The following is a 23,484-nucleotide window of genomic DNA, read 5'->3' as shown; positions in this document are numbered from 1 at the left end:
GCACTTCAAACTCATGAGAAATAACACATGTTAGTACCTTTTTACTAGTTTATGCACAGCATACAATACTGTCGCGAAACTATTTCACATGAAGTTTAAAAGCGCAACGGTTTACGATATTGGCTATATAGCTATATTAAGAGATTTGAGATTTCGTAGCAACCTGCCGTGTCCTGTATCCATCTCGTTACAATAAGAATAAACCACTTATTATCAACTAATTGCAAACAATAGACATGTAAAAATTCTTGTAAAAAAATATCAGTGATAAGGTATTAGGTATCTAATATTTATTTACTGAGCTGTTCGTATGGGATTACACCCACACGTTTTTCCCAAGCGAGATACTCTTTCAATAAGGATTGAACTTCCTTAGGATACTTGCTGCTCAAATCTATCCTTTCAGCTCGGTCGGTTTGAAGATCGTATAATTGCCAATTTTTATCAGGATATGCCTGCACCAGTTTCCACCTTCCTTTTCTTATGGTTTTGTTACCTTCATGTTCAAAACAGATAGCTCGCTCTTCAACCCCGCTATTATTCCAAAGCGCTGCTAACGCTGTCCCTTCCATTTCCCCAATTTGCTGATTATGATGTCGTTTGGGATAATTTGCTTTTGCCCATTGTTTTAGACTTGGCATAATATCAACTAAATGCGCCGGTGTCTCTACAATAGCTCCTTTTGGAATATGATTCGGTCCGAAAGCTATGAAACTCGTCGAATTTCCTCCCTCATAAACCCAATGCTTATAAGAACGATATGGTGTGTTTGACACCGCAGCACCCATTTTTCCATAAGCAGTAAAGGATTCGGGATGACTGGCAGGAAAATTATTCGCTAATTGTATCTCTTCCGTAAATCCATCGTGATCAATAGTTTCGTGACTTGCCCCATTATCCGACAGGAAAAGTATAATCGTATGATTCAGTTGCTTCTTAGCTTTCAGAAAATCCACCAATCTTCCTACCTGTTGATCTAATCGATCAAGCATGGCCGCGTAGACCGCCATACGTTCATCCCATTGAACTTTTTCGGCCCAAGTCAACTTATCCCATCCCGGGATGTCTTCGTCGTTCTCAGGCAAGCTAGCGGAGCTTGGGATAATACCAAGTTCCTTCTGTCTGTCAAAGCGGCGCTGGCGGATAGTTTCCCAGCCTTCCATATACTTCCCTTTATACTTTAAAATCTCTTCAGGTCGAGCGTGCAGTGGCCAATGTGGTGTTTGATAAGCCATATAAGCAAAAAAAGGCTGATCCTCTTTTTCGACAAGGTGAGTTTCCAAGAAATCGATCATACGCCACGTATAAGCATCGGTACTGTAATAGTTCGCAGGTACTTCCACTTTCTCTCGATCTAGAACAATACTAAGTTTTTGGTTTTTTCGATAGGGTCTATTTGCAAAATAGCTATTTGCGCCGTCGATCAATCCGTAATATCGATCAAATCCACGTTCTAATGGCCAGTTTATAGAATCTTGACCCACATGCCATTTACCAGTCATATAAGTTCCATAGCCAGCTGTTTTAAGCAATTCAGCTAAAGTAATTGATTCCCTGTTGAGAAAACCCTGATAGGCTGGAAACGGACGCTTGTTCATCATATCGCCTATACCTGCCTGATGCGGATATCGCCCGGTCAACAACGACGCTCGAGAAGGACAGCAGCGCGCTGCATTATAAAAGTTGGTCATTATCGTTCCTTCTTTCGCCAAACTATCCAAATGTGGCGTTTGAATTTCAGATCCAAAACAGCCCAAATCAGAATATCCCATGTCATCGACCAAAATGACAATGATATTGGGTCTTTGTTGCGCTTGCGTAGCAGCGGCGAAGAAAATGGCGATTGCCGCTCCGACGATATGGGTAATCTTTTTCATACCTTTATTTCTTGATCCATTGGGCGAGTCCTAATTTCGGATTGTTAGAAAGATACGTTGCAATAAGTTTGGCGTTTAAGACTGCACCATCCTTTAAAGTGTGTGTTGCGTCTTTCGCATCGAAATAATGCGTGTTGACATATTCTTGTCCCTGTTGTTGATATGCTGTCGCTACTAAATCTTGAAGTGGGATAAAATCTGCCGCTGATTGTGTAGCGGCCTCTTCGGCCCATTTCGCATAATCACTTTTGACAACTTCATTACCCTCCCATTTATTTCTTGGTATCGGTGAACAGATAATTGCTCGTGCTCCTCGATCTTTAATGTTTTTCACAAACCGACGTAGATAAAAACCGTAGCTATACACCATCTCCTTTTGCTTCAATAAAGGATTATTAACCTCTTGGTAATCATCAGAATTACCCCGAATAGTACCTCTTGCTCTCGCAGAGTCAACAATAGGGCTGGAATCATTATGACCAAACTGCATTAATACAATATCGCCCGGTCGCAGACTATCCAATATTTGTTGCCACAGCGACCTGTTCGTAAAATATGACCTGGAGCTGGTTCCACCTAAAGCCTTATTAAACACATCTACCTTTTCGCTATCCATATAATCCGCAAGGAAGCTTCCCCAACCCCATTGTCTGTTACTCCCATTTCCCTGTCCATTCCGTACGGTTGAATCGCCGATAATGTAAACACGTTGCTTTTCCTGTTTTATCAGAAAGCTACTTAAGGTCAACATGCAACATAACGCACATATTAAAGTGATAGTTTTACTTCTGCTCATAAGATATAATACTTTGGGATAAAGAGTTTTGTAATTTTTGAATTCCTTTCATAACACTAAATGCATTATATCGCGCACCGGCATAGTTGGTATGCGTATGATCCCCTGGAAAATAAAGCCTTTTGACGGCATCCGCGCCGATCATATCATAGTAAGCAGCCGTTAATTCATTCAAATCAATGAAATCAACTTGTTGTTCCAGCGCTATCTCTTTCGCCCATTTTCCAAAATCAGCATCTGCACGTTCCGTTTTCCCATCCGGCGTCCATTTATTACGAGGGATCATCGATAGGATAATAGGGATACCTCCTTTTGCTTTCGTTTCCTTTATAAATCGACGAAGATATTCCCCATAAGTATATACGACCTCTTGCTCCTTGTTCGGCCAAATTAAAGTTAGAGAGTCCTTTCCTATTCCGCGGAGGACACCACGATACCCTTGCCGGGTCGTATCAGGCTTACTTCCCTCATTATGCCCGAACTGTATCATCACATAGTCTCCAGATTTCATTTCATCCAGTACTTTTTCCCATCTCCCTTCATTTCTAAAGGTTCTAGTACTTCTTCCTGCCATCGCTTGGTTGTCCACTTTCACCTTTGTACTATCTAGAAACTCCTGAAGAATACTACCCCATCCCCAATAGGTTTCATTCGAATTACGTACAGTAGAATCGCCAATAATAAATAATTTAGCGGGTCGATTTTGGAGAAAAAACAACCCAGTCATCATAATAAACAATAATTTTATATTAAGCATATATACTATTGATTTACAAAAAGATATTACTTTGATAGATTAAACAACTTACTCTCTATATTTCACAAGCTTTAAAGCTTGTTTGGGCACTAGTTTCATGCCCGGCCCCAAGTAAAATCCAGTATGCGGAGGTTGATTATACGCAACATTTTGCCAAGCGATGCCCAACCTATAAACAGGATCATGCATAAGGGTCGTCAAGCGAAAGGACGTTGGTATACTGCTCATATAGATTCGGAGAGATTTATTATCTGCAGAACGGAGTATTAGCTCTTCTCTCCAATCACCAAAGATATCGGCGCTCAGATTTGGCGTACGCTTGGTTCCATTGATGGATGTAGCACCTTCCGCTTGGAAGATGACACCTTCATTATACTTTTCGATTTTATTATCATCCAAAAGCTCTCGACTTAGATCGCCGTCCCACCAGATTAAGAAATTAACAAATTTAGGTCGCGGTGCGACGGGTATCCCCTGCATATTATAGACCGAATCACGGACTAACCACCACATATAAGCTCCGCGATGATTTGGGTCTATCGATGCGGCTACACCTCTGGTGACATCTTCATCAATTGACTCCGAAAACAGCAGATCTCCATTTCGGGCATCTCGAAGTGAAACGCCTGCTCCTTTGCTCGATCCTTTATGTTCATGAATAGCAAATATTTCCAAACCCGCTCTATCGGGGTCCAAATCCGAGACGTGCAATGCATCTCCATGCCCTAAACCTGAACTATAAAGTCCTTTACCATCGTCATCAACGGTCATTGACCCATAAATGATTTCATCGCGACCATCCTGATCAACATCGGCAACCGCAAGGTTATGAAAACCTTGCCCTGAATATGGATGATCAGCATCCTCGGTATCAAAAACCCATCGCTTATTCAATTTTTTACCATCGAAATCCCAAGCGACCAGCGCCGTGCGATCGTAATATCCTCGGCACATAATTAAACTTGGTTTCTTGCCGTCAAGGTATGCTATCGCCGCTAAATACCGATCCGCCCGATTCGCCTTTTGATCTCCCCAGCTATTCGCCGTCCCACGTCCAGGAACATAATCAACCGTAGATATGGCTTCTCCGGTTAGCCCGTTGAAAACTGTCAAATATTCTGGGCCCTGCACGATCTTCCCAAAGGTTATTGATTTGGGGTCCTTATCTCTATAATCAGCATCTTTATTCCCCAAGACGTTTCCAATACCGTCTTTCGTTCCATCCGCTGTTTTGCATACAAATTCCGCCTTCCCATCCCCGTCTAGGTCATAAACCATGAATTGCGTATAGTGCGCCCCCTCCCGGATATTCATTCCTAGGTTGATCTCCCAAAGTAAAGTTCCATCTAGCCGGTAAGCCTGAAATATAGGTTCATCCGTCAAACCAAGATGAGAGTTATCATGCCCTTTCCCGACCTGATGAACGATAAGCTCATACTGTCCGTCGCCATCTAAATCGCCTACGGAAGCATCACCTGCAGTATAACCAGTAGGAAGCTTTAAAGGAATCTCAAAGTAGTTTTTGATCTCCTGACCGCTCTTAATCAGAAAAGTGTCTTCAAGAACTTCTTTTCCGCCTTTAATCAAATATAATTGGTATTCTATATCGCGATTAGCGATCAAAGATGAGTCGATACAATTAGTGCCCTGAACACGGGTTTGGGTTGTCAACAGCTCCTTTCCGCTGTCGGGAGTTTTTCTGTAGATTATGAAGCGAAGGTCCGGATCATCGGAAGCCAGCAGACGCCATGATAAGAAAGCAGAGTGACTGCTTGTTTTCAAACCGACAAAACCTCTATCCAACCATTCCATTTGTCGTTGGGCAAGCAACGTGCTCATGGAACAGCAGATAATTAATATCGTAAGAAACCTTATTATTGAAAACTGAAGCATAGCCACTCTGCATTTCAACCTATAATCTATTATTTAATCATTTTCCCGTTGATAGAGACATTCTTCAATGTCAGATTCTTGATGTATTCTTTATGCAATGCGCCTTGCTTGGCCTGTATTTTAAAGTTTTCGAAATGGAAATCTCTTAATTCATATTGGTCCGAGTTTACCACGTCAAAGAATATATCGCATTGCAAGTCAATATTCTTGATGGTAATATCGTGTGCATAAGATTTCTTAATTCCTTTCTCGCCTTTTAAGTCAAAAAACTGATTCCACGGTTTGATGAACAAAACACTATTGGTCGTTCCGGAAATGTTTTCAATTAATATCTTCTCATATTCTTGAGGGGTATCCGGACGCATCTTCAACTGGAGCATTTTACGTGCGTGGTCCAAAACGTTGTTTCTGAAGATGATGTTGTAGCTATGAATAGATTCACTACCGCAAGTCAAGGCACTGTGACAGAAGCCAAATTTATTATTCTCAATGATGATGTTATAATTTGCGCCATTATCAGGATCCTCCGGTGCCTTCGGGCCTTTCCCTCCTTTCAGCGCGATAGCATCATCGTTGACCGATAGGTAACAGTTCTTGATCCAAACATGATTACAAACATCCAGATCGATCGCATCGGAGCTCGGCGCTTTAACAGGCTTTGCAGGCGCGGTAATTGTTAGGTCGAACATTTTCAAGTAATTACATTTATAAAAATGTGTTGTCCAAAAAGGAGAATTCTTCAACTTAATGCCGGATACCTGTACATGATCGCTATTCGAAACATATAGCAGGCGAGGTCGCATCTCGTCCATATTCGTACAGGATGGGTTAAATCCTCGCCTTAACCAAAACGCTTTCCAATAACGCAGACCATTGCCGTCGATCATTCCTTTGCCAGACACCGTGAACCCATCTACCTTATCAGCATTAACAAGTGCTGCAAAGTATTTAACCGTTTGGCCTTCAATTCTCGTCGTTAGGAGCTTGAAATTACTGATGTCGTCACTTCCTTTTAATACCGCTCCTTCCTCTAGATGGAGGTGAGTTTTAGGCTTAAAAAAGAGCGAACCGCTGAGGTAAATACCCCTAGGAATAACAACAACCCCTCCTTGCTTGGCAGCCTCATCGATTACAGCTTGAATCTTCTCGGTCTGTATCAGCGTACTATCATTGACGATATCATAGTCCGTAATTTTAAACTGCTTTCCCAATTGATCAATATTAGTTTCCTTGTATTCATCGAACCATGAAGGAATAACAGAACCATCCGGAAATTTATTTTGAGCATTTAAAATATTGCCAACAAGCAATAAAAGAATTAAACAAGCATAATCGGTTAGGTGCTTTCTCATGAATAGTTGTATTAGAAGTGCAGTTTATATTTCGATATCCCTTTCTGCGTTAGCAAAAGGCAAATAGTTTATATGATTATTTAATTCTAAACTAGTGAAGTTTTATTGACCAAGGCAACCCGCCCTATCCTGCCGGGAGAGGCAAAAACAGGCTAGGTTGCCTTATTACCCCCCAAAAAGGGGCATTAAATTAAACGGATGGTCGAAGCACGGTATAGAATGGAACCTCTAGACGTGCCTGACTATTGTTTAAAATACTGGCGGCAGCATACTCTCCCATTAAATTGAAATCCGTAGAGATGGTGGTTATACCATCCAGAATAAATTGCTTTAGTGGCGTTTCATTGTAGGAGATGATGCCGATTTCGGAACCTACTGCCAAACCGCTCACCTGCACCTTTTCTAACAGACCTACCAAGTCATTATCAGCCAATAATATATAGCAGGTACCCTTAGCAATTTCCTCTTCGGCTACCTCGTCCACCAGCAAATGCTCAAAAGCATACTCATGGCAGAAACGATAGAAGCCTTTGATAATAGCCTTCGGATAATCGGAATGATCAGGAAAAACAAGTTTTATGGTATCATACTTGGAAAGTGGTTCGCGTATGCTCTCCAGAGCATCATAGATATCGTTTTCGTAGCTTTCACAAATAATTGGAAAATTACCCGACAAACCTTCGACATCCCTACCTAATAACACTAATTTCTCCGTTGGGATTAGAGAAATCACCTCTGCGGCTTTGTCACGACCTTCTTTGAAATATGGAAAAACTACAAAATGATCGTAATCTTGCGATAAACCCATGATCAAAGATTTCAAATGAGAAATATCACTATTATAAACGAAAAGATCGATTGATGCTTGGTCGCCAATTTCCTTTGCCAAAGCATCATAAACAATCTTCTTATGTACACTTAACTTGTTCAAGAAAACAGCAATACGTCTACGGATAAAGGGACGCATGCACACATTGTATCCTTTGCCGGGCGTTGAAGCGATTACGCCTTCTTTCCGCAGCTTTCGATATCCTTTCTCTACAGTTTCGCGCGCTATTTGTAAAAAATAACTTAAATCATTGATAGAGGGCAATGAGTCGCCAACCTCCACGATCCCGGACCGTATAGCGTCAATAACCGCATCTGCCAACTGCACATATTTAGGCGTCGTAGAAAACGCATTGATCTTAATAAATTTAATTAAATCACTGTGCAATGAAGCACGGGTGTTAGGGGCTAAAAATAGAGTCTCCATAACAATTAAGAATATAGGTTTAACATGGACGAGATTGAGATAGCAATTGGTTATAACCTCAATTCGTATAACTCAAAATTAGTATGACTTTGGTTTTTCGACACCGTAATATTGAATCAGATTCCCCTGAAAATTGATTCAAATACCGTTTATTTTAACAAAAAACGGCAACTTTGAATAAAATTATCCCTCCGCTAGAGAATTAAGGCAAGCGAAAAATAACCCTTTCCGATATTTTTCATAGTTTAGAGTTCTATAGACTTAATACCTTCAATTTACCCGTGAGAAAGATCCTAAATATGCTGTGTATGGCTTGGCTATTCTGCCAAATAGGATTCACCTTAACAGCAAATGCTCAGTTTCTTTCCTTAAAATTCGACCATATCACTTCTGAAAATGGACTCCCACATAACACGATACATGGAATCGCAAAGGATAAGTATGGCTTTATGTGGTTCGGGACCTGGTCTGGATTATGTCGATATGACGGATATCAGATCAAAATCTACCGATATGACGCCCAAAATCCGAATACGATTGCTAATAACAGGATTCATAATATATTGTTGGACAGTAAAGGTGATTTATGGGTAGCAACATTTGAAGATCAAACACTCAGCAAATACAATTACCAGACCGACGACTTCACCCGCGTTCCATACGACAAAGGTCCAAAAGAAATCCTAGGCAAGATCAACAGGCGAGATCACCGATATAATGTCAAATTCCAATTTCAACAAACACAATGGCATCTCGACAACAATAAAACCGCTTTGGTTGAAACGTACTTACCAACAGGAGCTCAAAAACTTTATACGGAAGATCCTTCAAATCCCTGGGCAATTAATGACGCCTATATCAGCGATGTTTATCTCGACGAGCAGCATGTGCTATGGCTAGGTTCTTACTCCCATGGGATTAATAGAGCATATCTTGAGGCTACTCCATTTCATGCGCTCATGTACCATCCAGGAAGCAAACAATCCTTAGCAGAAAATACCATTCGATCGCTAACAGAAGACAGCCAGGGGAACTTATGGGTAGGAACGAGAAGCAAAGGAATTACAGTGGTAAAAAAGAACGGAGATTTCCTGCAATACAAATCCGAAAGCAACAACCCCAATAGCATACAAAACAACTACATAAAGAAAGTATTTTGTGATTCTAAGGGTATCATTTGGATTGGAAACCAAGGCGGACTTGATCGGTATGATCCTAGGACAGACAAGATAGAAAGGCTGTACCATTCCTCCGTGAAAAGTAATCCGGTTTATGGCATTATGGAAGATCGGGATGAAAATATATGGCTTGCCACTTGGAAAGGCGTGGTTAAATGGACTCGCAAGAACCAATCTTTCCGATATTATAAGTTCGATGAGTTTTTAGCAGAACCACATTTTTGGACTATCCTACAAGACCAACAAGGACGCATCTGGCTTGCATCTGAAGGCAACGGAATTTTTATAGTAAAAGAAAATGCGGAAGGAAAGCTTCAAATTTTAAAACATTTACACCACGAGGAAAAGAAAACAAATACGCTGAGCGACAATAGAATATATGCGCTATTTCAAGACAAGCAAAACGATATCTGGATAGGAACCGGAAATGGCCTGGATCTTTATCACGCAAAAAACGAGCGTATTGAAACATTAAGCCGTATTTCAAACCTATGGCCATCCGGAACAATAGCTGGTGTGACGCAGGATAAGCAAGGCTATATATGGGTCAGCCATAAACAGGGAATCTCGAGAGTTGAAAAAGCAAAAATGCAGATACGCACGTTCTCGGACACCGATGGCTTATTAAGCACAGATAATATAGAAGGCGCCATATTCAACAGCAAATCAGCGAATCGCTTGTATTTTGGAAGCAATTTAGGTGTTTGCCACTTCTCTCCAGATAGTGTTAGGACTAACCCAGAGCCTCCAAAAATTGTGTTCACAGAGCTCAATATTCTCAACGAAGCGGTCGAAGTTCAGAAGAAAATAAACGACCGCGTAGTGCTGGAACGCCCAATCCATTTGACAGAACGTATTAAGCTAACACATGCCGATAAGACATTTAGAGTAGCATTCGCTGCTTTGCATTTCACGAACCCTAACGGAAACAAATACGCCTATATGCTTGAAGGGTTCGACGCTGACTGGATCTACACGAGTTCGAACAAACGGGAAGCCAGTTATTCGAATCTGCCGCCTGGAAACTACAAGTTATTAGTAAAAGCATCCAACAGCGATGGGGTGTGGACAGAGAAAGCTTCAACCCTTCAAATCGATGTGTTACCGCCTTGGTGGGAATCACCCCTTGCCTATTTGTTCTATTTCGCAATAGGACTCTTGTTATTATATATATTTTATTATTACAGCACTCGATACACGAAGTTAAAGTCTAAACTAGCCTATGAAGCAATAATCTACGAGAAAGAGCTTGAAATGCAGGGAAATAAATTGCAGTTCTTTACAAATATTTCTCACGAAATCAAGACGCCATTAACCTTAATCCTTTCTCCGATCGAGCAACTTAAGACATGGGCCGAGCATGACAAAAAGCCTACAGAGCAACTGGAGATGATGGAAAACAATGGTCGTCGTTTATTACGCACGGTTAACCAATTGCTCGATTTCCGTAGGTTGGAAACGGGACAGGAAAAAATAACAGTAGAACATACCGACATCAATAAGTTAATAAGCAACGTCATTGATTCCTTTAAGTTGGAAGCACGCAAGAAAGACATCAACTTAATTTACCAACCTTCACGATTCACATTGACTATGCAACTTGATGCCGATAAACTCGAGAAAATAGTCATCAATTTGATCTCCAATGCTTTAAAATTCACACCAGCAAAAGGGATTGTTAAGGTACGCCTAAAAGAGAGCAGCAACCATTTAGAAATAGACGTGCTAAATAATGGGCCAAGCATTGCAGAGAATGAGTTGGAAAGTATTTTTGAGCCATTCAAACAAGGAAAACATAAAATTGCAGGAGGAACTGGTTTAGGTTTAACTTACAGCAAGTATTTAACAAGCCTCCTCGGAGGACAAATCAGTGTAGAAAGCCGCTCGCATTCAGAACGACAACCACTGACTGCATTCAAAATCCGATTACCAAAACCGTTGACCGATGATATGTTTGAGGAGCAGACTAAAGACTTTAAGGAAAGTTCAGAAAGTCAAATTCTGCCGACAACAAAGACTATAGAGCCATCTAGTACCGTATTATCAAGAAAATGTAGCATTCTGATCGTGGAAGACAATATTGAGATGAACGACTACTTAGCGGATTATTTCAGAAATAGTTATACAGTATCTCAAGCTTACGATGGTGAAGAAGGCTTTGCTGTAGCACAGAAAGTGATGCCCGACTTAATTATCTCTGACGTGATGATGCCTAAGGTCGATGGACTAAATTTTACGCAGCAAATTAAATCCAACACCCTATTGCGCCATATACCCGTTCTTTTATTAACTGCTCGTTCCCTCCAGGAGCAGGAAATTGAAGGCCTCGCTATAGGAGCAGACGATTATATCATCAAACCCTTTCAACTACCGATTCTTGCATTAAAGGTTAAAAACCAGCTCATTCTGAGATTGCGACAACAAGAACTGTTTCAACAGTGCATCAGCATTGAACCGAGCCAAGTATCGATGCAGTCGCCTGATGAAATGCTCTTACAAAAGGTATTTGCATTTATAGAAAGCAATATGAGCAATTCCGACCTGAAGATCGACCATATCGGCGAGTCGATAGGCCTGAGCCGTGCTCAACTTTATCGAAAGATAAAATCCCTAACCGGAATGGGCTTGGCAGATGTGATAAAAGAATTACGATTAAAACGAGCGCAACAGCTTTTGAAAGAGCAAAAATGGATGGTGAGCGAAGTTGGTTATCAGGTGGGATTCTCCGATCCTGAATACTTTAGAAAAACCTTTAAAGCAAAATTTGGATACTCTCCAAGTGAATATGCCAAGAGTCACTCTTCGTAACTACTAAGGTAAAATTATTACCTGCTTCATTAACTTGTTAATCGAGTCTAAAAACATTTCGTTATAGTTTAAATTTAAATTTATTAAAAACTCGCCCCTTTTTAATGAAAGTTTGAAAATATCAACCGATTGTTTTCTACAAAAACACCAATAAAACACCGATTTCGCCTAATTGATATTACTTGAATTTTTTAGGAAAGTTAATTGCATAACCAATAAATATCTACAAACAATTATCGAATTACTACAAAATAACTAAAAGAACCTTAAATGTGACGCTCGTCACATTCTTAAAAGGGCACATTTCTCTATTTTTGTACAAAATATCACACGAGCACTAATAATTTTAACTACCTGATAAAATATATAGAGATGAAGGTAAAATATGTTCGACCAATAGTTGAGTTGACAATTATCGAAATGGAGGAATCCATTGCAACGAGTTCAGCCACTGTTAATACAGGCGGTACCACAAATGAACCCAAAATCGAAGAGTGGGACAGCACACCCACCGGAAGTTTTAAAACTTACGACATGTAATTTTTAAACGCACACTACTTAACACACAAAAAGAACTATTAAAAACGCCCCCATGAAAAGGAATTCACGATTAGGTATGAATAAACCGATGCGACTAATTATCGGTCTATTATTCCTTCTATCATTAACGAATTGTAAAAAGGCGATCAATGAAGGCGAGCCTGAGGTGCCTTATGTCGCTAAAAATGAAACATCCATCGTATTTTCATTAGCGTCTATTGAAGATGCACAAGATACCGCCCCCTCTAATAGCAATGGTGAAGCCAGCGCATCTGCTGAGGGCTTACCACGTCTGAAAAAAGTGTCTGCACAAAGTGAAATCGTAAGTCTAGGTGATGTAGATGCAATTATGACAATCTCTGAAGATATTCCAGACGAATATCATCAAAAGGAAATCATCGGATCATCAGCAAGGATTTCCTCAAACGCTGAAAACAAGGCTGCTAGAGTCCTTGTTAATTTAGCCTCCGGGACGACTTACCGTGTCGTCTTATATACAGACAATGGAAGCGGAGCGCCAGGGACCTATGTCGGGCAGGCCCAAGGCAAAGTTGGAACCGCTAATGTATCGATCCCTGCAAATCGGAATACCAAATATGTTTGGTATGCTTATACCTTCAACAATACAAACAATATAAATGCCTATCCGACGACAGCTACGCCAACGTCCAGCATTGCGATTTCCCCGACATCGAATAGTAACACGGGACGTCACGATTTTGCATACTCCAAAGGTCTTATTACAACAAACAATGTCCTTAATGGAACCAACCCGATCAGAAATCTAGTATTGACTCGTAAAATATCAAGAATTATTGTCGAATTAAATTCCCGAGGGATGTTTGCTCCGATTACTTATGCTAGTCTTCGTTTTGGTAGCAACAGCGGAATGGCATCTGCCAACTTCTCGCTAAGAGATAGTTCCCTATCTAATATATCGCAGACATTAGGTGCCCTGAACGCTTATAACCATAATAGTTCAGCATTCGTGGTTCCTGTTGGCACAGACTCTGTTTTAAACCTGAATACGAAGAAACGATATACCTTTTACACGCCAACGAATGGAGTTGGTACTCGAGCTTTTACCGTTGCGATCGATACCATCAGATTGACCAGTCAACGTGTTAGAGAAGACAATACAAATTCCGTAACTCCTCAAACGACTGCGGTAGAGCGAATGTTCACCAATAAAACATTCAGCTTCCCTGCATTTATTGCGCGCCCTGGGAAAAGCTATTTCCTATCTATTAAGCTTGTAGAATCACCGGTTACTGTCGGAACAACGAAATGGGCTAGAGCGGATGTATGGCGAGACACTGCTGCGAACGCCAGCACCACTATTGGATTAAGACAAGCTTATAAATTCCGTTATGATAATCCATTATACAAAACAACGACTGCAGTACCTGCCAGTGATTATTTCACGAACGATATTTACAACGTTGGCGGAACAAGTAAAAATATTTGCGAACTAGTTTACCCGGAAGGAACATGGGATCTACCAACAACAACACAGATCGATGAACTGCAGAACCTTCTAAATAAGGAACAACCAGAAACCAGTGACTACCGTTGGTATTTAAAAATCAACGCGACCGCCGCAACTGCAACACAAGGTTATCCTAATGGCTTTTTATCATTTTCACCGATAGGTTATAAAACCAGCCAAAACGGATCCACGTTTGATTTCCATCCCGGCGACCCTACATATTTCGAGGAAACCCACGGTTATTGGCGAACAAAAACTAGAGGCACTTATGCCCAGTCTTTAAATGCAGAGGGTACCGGACCTTTATTTCAAGGTATCATGATGCCTAAACACGATATGGATGAAACACGACTTGCCCCTGTTCGCTGTGTGAGAAAATAGTATTTAGTAGTTAGTATTTAGTAATTAGACCTAGGACGTGAATAGATTTTAGATATTAGACGTTAGATATTAGAGCAAGGCGCCGATTAGGCGCCTTTGTTTTTGCTCGTTTGTCTTGAACCAGGAAAGGAAGGATGAAAGGATTGGCAGGATGCTTTGTCTTTGAACCAGGAAAGGAAGGATGAAAGGATTGGCAGGAACTTGCGGAAAGGATTTTTTTGAACTTTTCGCTTAAACAAGAAAGGGAAATTTGTTCTGAACTAGGAAAGGAAGGATTAAAAGATTATCAGGATCCTGCCAATCCTAAAATCCTTCCTTTCCTGGTTCAAAGACAAATGCATCCTGCCCATCCTTAAATCCTTCCTTTCCTGGTTCAATACAAAATTCCACAACCTCTTAAAACCAAAAGTTCAAAACAAACCGTAAAAAAATGGCAATCAATCTGGCCAGCATAGGTCTTTATACTAACTACTAAATACTAACTACTAATGCGAATTAAGGGTTGAAAATAGGCTTTATGAAACAGGCTGTTAATTTACCGAACACATGTACTAATAGTCCTTTGGTAGATCTGACCTTACTTGCGTTTTGTATCTGTGTTTTTTCATTTATCCAATTAAAAAAGGATTCGATTGGTTGTCTTACCTTAGATACTGCTCTTGAAAACAGATCATTATAAGCACGATCCCTGTTTTTTAAACAATCTGGTTTTCCTTGGGTTTCCCTTATCGGAGTATACATAATTGATTTTTTTTCTTTATAAAACCATTCGAAGAACGGGGCGTCACGGTATATCTTGTCACCAAAGAACGTCCTACCTGCGATGGATGCCCAATTCTCCTTAAATATGTTCAGGTCACTTTCAGATGCCTTGCTTATTACAATGCTTTCCGGACGAGGCAGCGTGGATTTGTTATAGCTGTTGAGCGCATGAAGCTTTAATCCAAAATACCAAAGCCTCTTCGTTGAGCAGAAGCTTTTATCCATTATCTCCAGAGCTACCTTTGCCCTTCTAGTCCCACTGCAGGTTATGATGGGCATAGAGTCCAGTAGGGAAAATTCTCTGGAGCACTCCTCTGGTGCAAAGTCCTCTACAACTGACTGACAAAGAGATCTCAAAACATCAAAAAGGCGGTTGATACGGGTGTTGAATGCTACGTATGAAGTTAGCTTGGGAAACCAATCCATCAGATAATCCGAGGCGAATTTATGGATCTGCTTGATCCTTAGCCGCTGTTCCTCGTGCACACTGAATAAATAGATGGTCAAAACCTCCTGATCAGTAAAGTCAGGTTTGTTATTGTTTGAAAATCGCTGACAGTAATATTGCAGTTCACTGTCATATTTATCACAAACATACTGGTATAATTTTATTAATTTTAGAGCCTTGGCCTGATTGATCATGTTGTTTAATAATGCGTAAGGAACATTATAAATATAATGATAATCAGGCTTTTATGCAAGTTTTCACCCCTCTTTTTAAGAAACTTTTTCCAATATATTTCAACCCTTAATTCGCATTACTAATTAAACACTATTCAAACCCCAATCAAACCCAATCCGGAGCGGTTATGAAAGGGTTATACATTGGGTTTGTATTGGGTTTGAATTGGGAGTATGTCGAAGCAGTCTCTACCCTGCCCTTAACTACATCTCACCAAGCTTGCAGGAAATAATTGTTATCACTTTTTTATTGAAACAGGTAGTTAAGTTCAAAGAATAGCGTATTTTTACGGTTACATCAATTACCTAGCTTTTATAATAGCTATACTTTTTTATTTGCCGTTCCGTTTTAACTTAAATTATACCACTGAAAAACACACACGCTAAACTAGAAGTAGCATCATAACCAAATTGGCTTTATGTTAGATTATCAGCGTCTTTTTGATAAATATTTTGTTCGACTGTCGACGTTCGCTTATCGTTGGGTGGGCAACGAAGATGACGCCAAAGATTTGGTGCAAGACGCTTTTGTGGTTTTGATGCAACGACAAGAGTCCATCCCTGCTGAAGGATCCGTAATAAAAGCTTTTCTCTACACTACCGTTAAGAATTTAGCCTTAAAACATATTCGAAATAGTCAAAGTTCAAGCAAAGCGATTGATCAGAGCCTGCTTTTCCAAGAGGAATCAGAGGATTCTATGTTGAATAGCATTATCGAATCTGAGGTTATCGGACAGCTGCATGAGGATATTGAAGAGCTCCCTGTCGGGTGTCAGCACATTCTAAAGTTGCTGTATCTGGAAGGGATGTCCTATGAGGAAGTCGCTTCCACATTTGATATATCAATCAATACCGTAAAAACTCAACGTGCTCGAGCTATTCGTATGTTAAGAGAGAAATTTCTTATGGGTATTATATTTTTATTTAGCTGTTTTGCAGCTACTTACATGCTTTTTCAAAAATAATTCACTTTCTCAATCACCCATCTTACCGTTTTCTGGTATTTAGTTTCAAATTATGATAGCAAAAGACAAAATAGAATTAGCAGAATTGATTGCTCGACTAATGCGAGGCGAAACCTTATCGACCGCAGAAGAAGATCAATTGAAGACCTTAATGGAGCTATACCCTTCATCGAAGTCATATTTTGACGAGCTATTAGCAAGAGAAACCATTCACACTGCATTTGATTACCGAAAATTGGATATGGATCACGAATGGTCAAAGGTTCTTGCAAAACAAAGTATGCAGGAGACTGAATTGCAAGAAAACATCGTTCCCTTCAAAAGGAAACCTTCGAAATGGCAATATGTTGCTGCAGCAGCAAGCATTGTAATGCTGTTCAGCTTCTTTTGGATGATTACCCAAGAGAAAAAACCATTGAACCAAGAAATTTCAAAAGTGGAAACTGCGCATAATCCCCCCCTATCGGGTGCTGTTACTTTACAGGTGGATGGTGGAGATTCTTATGCGCTATCGGGTCACGATGCCAGCAATTTGCCGGAAGGTATGGCAGTGATGGGGAAAGAACTTAAGTATCAACAATCAAATAACGCTGCATATAATCCGACACATCAGCTAAATGTACCCTATCAGAATACGATTAATTTGATTTTGAGTGACGGGACTAGGGTGTCAGTCAACGCAAATACGCAATTGACCTACCAATCAAAGTTCACCGGTAATGAGCGCAGAATAAAATTGAAAGGACAAGCCTATTTTGATGTAGCTAAAGATGCAAAACGTCCTTTCATTATTGAAACAGAGCAAATGGAAATTCAAGCCATTGGGACACAGTTCGATGTCAATGTTTATTCTAACAACGCTCAAGTTAATCTGTTGGAAGGTGAAGTAAAAGTAAGTAGCCAAGGAAAGGAGTTAGCCATCAAAGCAGGTGAGAAAGTGATTTCTGACGGTGTGAAGATGGGAAAAGCGAAGATCGAAAATATCGAAGCGGTTACTGCATGGCGCGAGGGGCGTTTTTTCTTTGCAAATCAGTCCATTGGGCAAGTTCTAAATGAAATATCTCGATGGTATGGAATTACGATTGATTTTAAAGCAACACGATACAATCATAAACGATACACTGGGGGTGTAGATAAAGCCTTAAGTTTAGAGGAAGTGTGTAAGGTTCTTGGCGATTTAACCAATTACCGATACAAAATTGAAGGCGGAAAAATAATTGTATTAGACTAACCTATAACCGAAGAAAGGAGAAAAGAATGATCTAATGATACCTAATCCATCATTATTATAAAAAGAAGAGCAAAGGTCTGCGACTCCTTTGCTCTGGAATTATTAATAGTAAAATAACCATAATCCACCACTAATTTATGAATAATAATTATTATTCAAAGGACGCCTATTCCCTAAATTTTAGAGCGATCCTTTTGAAATGCTTACTTATGATGAAACTAATGGCCATCCTTTTGACGACTTTGTTGTCATTTTCTTACGGATCAACCATTGCGCAAATTAACATTAAAGAGAAAAGTATAACGTTAGAGAATACACTAAACAGGATCAATAAGATCACGGGCATGGAGTTCATCTATGAGAACGACTTGCTCAGCGATAAAAAAATAAGTGTAGAATTAAGGAATGAGACACTTGAGGGTAGTTTATCTAAACTCTTGAGCGGACAGGGACTTCGATACTCGATATACGGCTCTACCGTTGTTATTATGCCAAAGGCTTTAACTACAACGACTGCACTATCTGCGGAAGTAGATCAACCTGGTATATACAAGGGAAAGGTCGTCGATTCGGTAAGTCGAAAAGGTGTCAGCGGCGTTACATTTTTAATCCAAAGTAACAAAATGGGGTCGATCAGCGATGATAACGGAAACTTTACGTTGCGTTTCCCATCGCGCTCGGACATCGTCACGATTACTTGCGTTGGATATAAAACGAAAGTGATGAGCATTGCTCAAATCATTCAGAACCCCTACCTAGTACTATCTAAAAGAGAGTTTAAGATAGAAGAAGCAGTTGTTGAACATAGAAATCCTAAAAACGTCGAATTAGACTTATCTCGTCGTAGACACTTGAGCTTAAGCCAGGTATTAGACGGTTCAGTACCGGGAGTGCTTATAAAACCAGTTGTCAAGACACGTCAGGAATTAACCATTAGCGGACGCGGAACAGGCGGCATCTTCGCGAATGAAAGAGAAAATTACGAATATCTAAAAAGAACAAACCATCCTTCAGTACGAGAATTCCCAACCTATGAAGATTATGAGCGGAAGTTAATGAACGACTGGTCTGGCATTACCAATGGCCGCGGACAAACTATATCGGCTAATAAATCAACTACTTTAGATGGAATTGAGATAGAATCACGTGGTGGATCGGTATTTCCAGGATCAACGAAGGGAATGCTGATTATGATCGATGGTTTCCCTCAGAAAGACTTCCCGGCAAATATGCCGATGAGCAACGTTGAAAGCATTGAAGTTATTCGTGATCCGGAGGAATGTGTAAAGTATGGTCCGCAAGGAATTAATGGTGTCGTTATTATCAAGACGATGACCGGAAAAAGTGGCAAACCGGAAATCAATTACTCTACAAATATTTATCTATCCGGTCGGCCGGATAATAGTTTGAAGGCGTTGGACTTAGCGAATACTTCCGATCTATTGGATTTCTATCAAGAGCAATATCAAAAGAACATTCTTCCATTCGTTTTTTATAATATTCCGGATACGAGAGTACCGTATGCCTACAATTTATTATACGACAAGCTGGTTAAAAATATCTCAGAAGATACCTTCAATAGCCGTTGGGACTCTCTACGTTCAATCGACAACCGTTCTCAACTTCGCGAGCTTCAACAGGGTCGCTTTATGCAACAGCATAATCTAGCGGTATCTGGTGCAATCCCTGCATTGAAATACAACATCAACGCACTTTATACCGGGCAGCGCCAAGAAACCAGAGGCAGCAAGAATACAAACCTTGATCTAAACACCAACAATCAGTTTAGATTATTCGACAATAAAGTCGAGGGACAAGTATTTTTCCGCTTTAAAACGGGTGCATTCAAGACGCCAAAATCCGGTGCCAATAATTTGCCGCCTTACCAGCTGCTCTTCGATCAAAACGGTGACTATATTTATGATTACAGCGATACCTATCGTACCGCGCTCAACACGCAGTATCTAGCTTCAGGTTTGCAGGATCATGGTAGGAACCTTTTGGAAGATCAATTGCTCAATTTCAACGAGAGCAAACGTAAAGAAATATCCGGTTTTGCGAAGCTAAACTACCGCATCACCGATAATCTGACTTGGATCAACAGTTTCTTGTATCAGAATACACAGAATGAAAGCTTAGACTTTACGGACATCAATTCTAGCGATGGTCGCCGTAACTATAATAAGTACAGCATCTTAAATCGCGATAAGACCATAACTTATTGGTTACCATTCGCTAACTATGGTTTGATCGGCGGCAGCAAAAATGAAACACTTGATGCAAGGACGGGTCTAGCATTCGAGAAAAAGATCAATGATGATCATAGCATTGAGGCGGGTGCAAGTATCTGGACAAGTTCGGAACGCTACGATCAGGATCCATCTAGAAGATTATACGGCATTGATAGTAAAGGCAATGGCGGCGACACGTTGACATTGGCTAATGCTACAGGAAATAACTTGTACCAAGAATATATGTCGACAAGTAGCCTGAATATGATTTTCCAGCCGATGAATCAACAAAACCGCAACCTTAAAATTGGTGGTAATCTAGGTTATCTATATAAGGACTTTCTATCGACCAAGTTCAACTACAATGGTGCGTTCATGCCAAATTATGGCAGAGACCCTAATTATGCAGGATTCCACGATGCATTCATTGAAACAGATTGGGATTTACATAAACATTTCAATTTATCCAACCGCATCCTCTCGCAATTGGTTATCAGAAACAAAACAGGTCTTTTGCGTTCGTCGGAACTTCCTGCGCAGCAGTCAACCAATAGAGAGTTATTATCAGACTGGGAGCTTGATAATATTCAGCTGATCAATTACCTCAGAACAAATATGAGCGACATCAACCTAAATTATACAAAGAATACCTTGTATTTAGGTTTGCTAGATGGCGATTTGACTGTCGCAGCTGGAGCTTATGTTAGCAATGAAAACAAAGTTCGCTGGTCTGGAGACGTATCCTTCGATGTGAAACGCCACTTTTTCTTTACCTCTAACTTTTTCAGCTCGTTCAAGCTAAACTATAGTTTGCAAAACTTTGATTCGTATCAGAACTTGATGATGCAGTTATCCTTGAATCAACTGTTGCCAAATTCACCAGTTCAGCCTAACTTCCTGACATTTGACCAACTGCCACCAGCTATTACCAATCATGATATCTCTATGCATTTGGGGCTACTTAAAGAACGTTTACACTTTGATTTACGTTATTATGATCGCAACACGAGCGGTTTAGTAATTGATGCATTCAATAGACCTGACCCGGCAACGGGGATGAATAACCGTTATGTGATGAATACGATGAAGTCTAAAGGTTTCGAGTTGATGGGTACTATGAAACTCATCAGAAAGAAAAACTTCGCATGGGAAATGAACGTTATTGCTGCACACAATACATTGACGAATGTTGAGGTTCCTGAATTGGGATATCTTCCGGATATGACCTATTTAACTGCGCAACGCAATGGTTACAGCACAAACGCCTTATGGAGCTATAACTGGGGAGGTCTTGACGAAAAAGGAGACCCAACGATTATCAATGGAAATGGTGAGAAAGTTAAAGCCGCAGAAGAGTCAGCCCTAGTTTATAGTGGTGTTACGATTCCTCCTCATACCGGTTCATTCACACAGACTTTCGACATCCATAATTTCTTTATCCGCACGCGTTTAAACTGGCAAGGCGGAGCGGTTGCCCGTAAATATAAACCGGCACCATCTGGCGAGTATGAGTATAACGCAGATATAGCAAATCGTTGGAAAGAAGCGGGAGATGAAGCAAAAACAGATATTCCAGTGATCCGTCAATACGATTACAACCGATTGCTGATTACTCAAAATTCGACGAACTCTATCCTTTCTACGAACGCCATTCGTTTAGAAGAAGTCCAAGTAGGTTTCTTCTTCCCGAACAAAACACTGGAAGCAATGAAGCTAAAACAACTTTCATTATCAGTTCAAGCGAACAATGTTTGGTTCAAAGCGAAGAATAAATACGGTTATGATCCGAGATCAATGTCTACAACCGGTTTGTTAATGCCAAGAATGCCAATGGAATTTTCATTCACTTTAAATGCCGTTTTATAATGAGAAAACAATCTATCGTATATAAATTATTATTCTTTGTATTTGGAATGCAGCTATTGACTAGCTGCTCCAAATACCTCGACATCAATCCTGAAACAGGAAGCAACTTGTCTGTAAAGCAATATAAAGACTTCGAAGAGGTACTGAACAACATCAGCTTTACCAACGCGAACTATGATATTGCAGAAATGCTAACCGACAATGTTTACATCTGGACGTATTGGTTAGACAATATTGCAACTGATTTCAGCTATAAGAATGCTTATTTATTGAATGAGGATTTTTGGACCGCTAATGACGTTGATAATCTGTACACCGGGCTGTATGCTAATATTGCGAATGCGAACTTGGTCATCAACGATCTTCCTCTCGCAATCGATGCGACTGAAGAACAGAAAGCAAAGCTAATTGCTATTGCTAAGATACATCGTGCCTATTTCTATCTTCAATTAGTAGGCTTTTATGGCCCAGCTTACAATCCATCCACTGCAAAGACTGATTTAGCAATTCCATTGATCAAAAATTTAGATCCAAACCAGCTTCCAAGTCGCGCATCGGTGGAAGAAATATACCAGCTCGTAGAAAGCGACATATTGGATGCCATTAACTCCAACACACTTCAAGATGAGGGTAGTGATTTGTTGCATCCGGGGAAATTAGCCGCAATGTCTGTCCTCTCGAAAATGTATTTGCAAAAAGGAGAATTTCCAAAAGCGAAGGAATATGCGGAAAAAGTATTGGCTGTCAAAAATGAGATGCTCAACTACGAGGAAGCTGAGGAATTCGACAACGGTTTTCCGGAGATGTTATTGGATTTAAAGAATCATCCAGAAATTATCTTCGCCAAAGTTGCAGAAGACACTAAGTATCTTTCAAAGATATCGGGGTCATTTCTTCTTTCTAAACAATTGAAGAGCTTATTCATCAATTATGACTTAAGAGCAGATAATTTCTTCCAAGAAGGTTGGATCTATGATACTTACAAAACCCGACGTTCTGCATCGGGAGCGATTCTTCGCTTTAGAAACAGTATCACAGTTGCGGAAATGATGTTGATTGCTGCTGAATGTGGCGCGCGCGCGGGACAGACCGCCGAACCCTTAGCATTGATCAATAAGATACGTCAAAACAGATTTTATGAAGAAGACTATGAGGCTCTAACAGGCACGACAGCCCAAGAAGTGCTGAGAGCGGTTTTAGAAGAGCGACGTCGCGAACTTGCTTTTGTTGCTGGCAGCAGACTTTTAGATCTGAAGCGTCTATACATTGCCGATAAAAAAACAATAAAGATCACACGTTGGGATGATGACGGCAAAGTAATGAAAGAAATAGAGAGCAACTCCCCTATTTTAACAATCCCTTTAACGCCAAAAGTATTAGCGTTCAATCCTAATCTACGCACTAAATAAAAACGAAAGAAAA

13 protein-coding genes are annotated in these 23,484 nt (G+C 40.3%); 6 read left to right on the top strand and 7 right to left on the bottom strand.

Annotation, left to right across the window (positions count from 1 at the left end; genetic code table 11):
• Positions 1-290: 290 nt before the first annotated feature.
• From DSM08_RS06980 to DSM08_RS06955, 6 genes are all read right to left on the bottom strand, one after another.
• Positions 291-1,877 (bottom strand): arylsulfatase, encoded by a 1,587-nt coding sequence (locus tag DSM08_RS06980; protein ID WP_149525486.1) that lies wholly within the window; start codon positions 1,875-1,877, stop codon positions 291-293.
• 4 nt (positions 1,878-1,881) lie between these two features.
• Entirely contained in the window at positions 1,882-2,673 is a 792-nt protein-coding gene (locus DSM08_RS06975) for an SGNH/GDSL hydrolase family protein (protein ID WP_149525485.1), read from the bottom strand.
• Entirely contained in the window at positions 2,660-3,430 is a 771-nt protein-coding gene (locus DSM08_RS06970) for a rhamnogalacturonan acetylesterase (protein ID WP_149525484.1), read from the bottom strand. The genes DSM08_RS06975 and DSM08_RS06970 overlap by 14 nt, the downstream gene beginning before the upstream one ends.
• Positions 3,431-3,478: 48 nt before the next feature.
• Positions 3,479-5,269: a rhamnogalacturonan lyase gene (locus DSM08_RS06965; protein WP_149525483.1), complete on the bottom strand. Its 1,791-nt coding sequence runs from the start codon at positions 5,267-5,269 to the stop codon at positions 3,479-3,481.
• Between the two features lie 83 nt (positions 5,270-5,352).
• Complete coding sequence (locus DSM08_RS06960) at positions 5,353-6,675, bottom strand: rhamnogalacturonidase (protein ID WP_149525482.1); 1,323 nt, start codon at positions 6,673-6,675, stop codon at positions 5,353-5,355.
• A 190-nt stretch (positions 6,676-6,865) separates the two neighbouring features.
• On the bottom strand, positions 6,866-7,930 hold the full coding sequence (locus tag DSM08_RS06955; RefSeq protein ID WP_149525481.1) for a GntR family transcriptional regulator: 1,065 nt from the start codon (positions 7,928-7,930) through the stop codon (positions 6,866-6,868).
• Positions 7,931-8,211: 281 nt separating this feature from the next.
• Between DSM08_RS06955 and DSM08_RS06950 the strand changes: the two genes are divergently transcribed.
• Positions 8,212-11,916 (top strand): two-component regulator propeller domain-containing protein, encoded by a 3,705-nt coding sequence (locus DSM08_RS06950; protein ID WP_149525480.1) that lies wholly within the window; start codon positions 8,212-8,214, stop codon positions 11,914-11,916.
• A gap of 592 nt (positions 11,917-12,508) precedes the next feature.
• The gene (locus DSM08_RS06945; RefSeq protein ID WP_149525479.1) at positions 12,509-14,326 is read left to right on the top strand and encodes a hypothetical protein; all 1,818 of its coding nucleotides are present in this window, start codon (positions 12,509-12,511) and stop codon (positions 14,324-14,326) included.
• Between the two features lie 495 nt (positions 14,327-14,821).
• Here DSM08_RS06945 and DSM08_RS06940 read toward each other — a convergent pair whose 3' ends face one another.
• Positions 14,822-15,730, bottom strand: coding sequence for a transposase (locus DSM08_RS06940; protein ID WP_149525478.1), 909 nt, complete (start codon positions 15,728-15,730; stop codon positions 14,822-14,824).
• A gap of 458 nt (positions 15,731-16,188) precedes the next feature.
• Between DSM08_RS06940 and DSM08_RS06935 the strand changes: the two genes are divergently transcribed.
• The 4 genes from DSM08_RS06935 (at position 16,189) to DSM08_RS06920 (ending at position 23,471) form a co-directional block, all read left to right on the top strand.
• Positions 16,189-16,734 carry an RNA polymerase sigma factor gene (locus tag DSM08_RS06935; RefSeq protein ID WP_149525477.1) on the top strand — a complete coding sequence of 182 codons (546 nt, stop codon included), beginning with the start codon at positions 16,189-16,191 and terminating at the stop codon, positions 16,732-16,734.
• A 52-nt stretch (positions 16,735-16,786) separates the two neighbouring features.
• Positions 16,787-17,965: a FecR family protein gene (locus DSM08_RS06930; protein WP_149525476.1), complete on the top strand. Its 1,179-nt coding sequence runs from the start codon at positions 16,787-16,789 to the stop codon at positions 17,963-17,965.
• 209 nt (positions 17,966-18,174) lie between these two features.
• Positions 18,175-22,062, top strand: a complete 3,888-nt coding sequence (locus DSM08_RS06925) for a SusC/RagA family TonB-linked outer membrane protein (protein WP_187773997.1) — start codon at positions 18,175-18,177, stop codon at positions 22,060-22,062.
• On the top strand, positions 22,062-23,471 hold the full coding sequence (locus DSM08_RS06920) for a RagB/SusD family nutrient uptake outer membrane protein (RefSeq protein WP_149525474.1): 1,410 nt from the start codon (positions 22,062-22,064) through the stop codon (positions 23,469-23,471). The genes DSM08_RS06925 and DSM08_RS06920 overlap by 1 nt, the downstream gene beginning before the upstream one ends.
• Positions 23,472-23,484 lie beyond the last annotated feature (13 nt).

Origin of the sequence: Sphingobacterium hotanense, assembly GCF_008274825.1 — a bacterium.
In the GTDB taxonomy this organism is placed as follows: domain Bacteria; phylum Bacteroidota; class Bacteroidia; order Sphingobacteriales; family Sphingobacteriaceae; genus Sphingobacterium; species Sphingobacterium hotanense.
Note: the sequence above shows the minus strand (reverse complement) of the source record. Positions and strands in the feature narration are given on the sequence as shown.

Coding starts and splice junctions, on each gene's coding strand:
- DSM08_RS06980 (WP_149525486.1), bottom strand. CDS start 1,877: ATGAAAAAGATTACCCATATCGTCGGAGCGGCAATCGCCATTTTCTTC.
- DSM08_RS06975 (WP_149525485.1), bottom strand. CDS start 2,673: ATGAGCAGAAGTAAAACTATCACTTTAATATGTGCGTTATGTTGCATG.
- DSM08_RS06970 (WP_149525484.1), bottom strand. CDS start 3,430: ATGCTTAATATAAAATTATTGTTTATTATGATGACTGGGTTGTTTTTT.
- DSM08_RS06965 (WP_149525483.1), bottom strand. CDS start 5,269: ATGAGCACGTTGCTTGCCCAACGACAAATGGAATGGTTGGATAGAGGT.
- DSM08_RS06960 (WP_149525482.1), bottom strand. CDS start 6,675: ATGAGAAAGCACCTAACCGATTATGCTTGTTTAATTCTTTTATTGCTT.
- DSM08_RS06955 (WP_149525481.1), bottom strand. CDS start 7,930: ATGGAGACTCTATTTTTAGCCCCTAACACCCGTGCTTCATTGCACAGT.
- DSM08_RS06945 (WP_149525479.1), top strand. CDS start 12,509: ATGAAAAGGAATTCACGATTAGGTATGAATAAACCGATGCGACTAATT.
- DSM08_RS06940 (WP_149525478.1), bottom strand. CDS start 15,730: ATGATCAATCAGGCCAAGGCTCTAAAATTAATAAAATTATACCAGTAT.
- DSM08_RS06935 (WP_149525477.1), top strand. CDS start 16,189: ATGTTAGATTATCAGCGTCTTTTTGATAAATATTTTGTTCGACTGTCG.
- DSM08_RS06930 (WP_149525476.1), top strand. CDS start 16,787: ATGATAGCAAAAGACAAAATAGAATTAGCAGAATTGATTGCTCGACTA.
- DSM08_RS06925 (WP_187773997.1), top strand. CDS start 18,175: ATGATGAAACTAATGGCCATCCTTTTGACGACTTTGTTGTCATTTTCT.
- DSM08_RS06920 (WP_149525474.1), top strand. CDS start 22,062: ATGAGAAAACAATCTATCGTATATAAATTATTATTCTTTGTATTTGGA.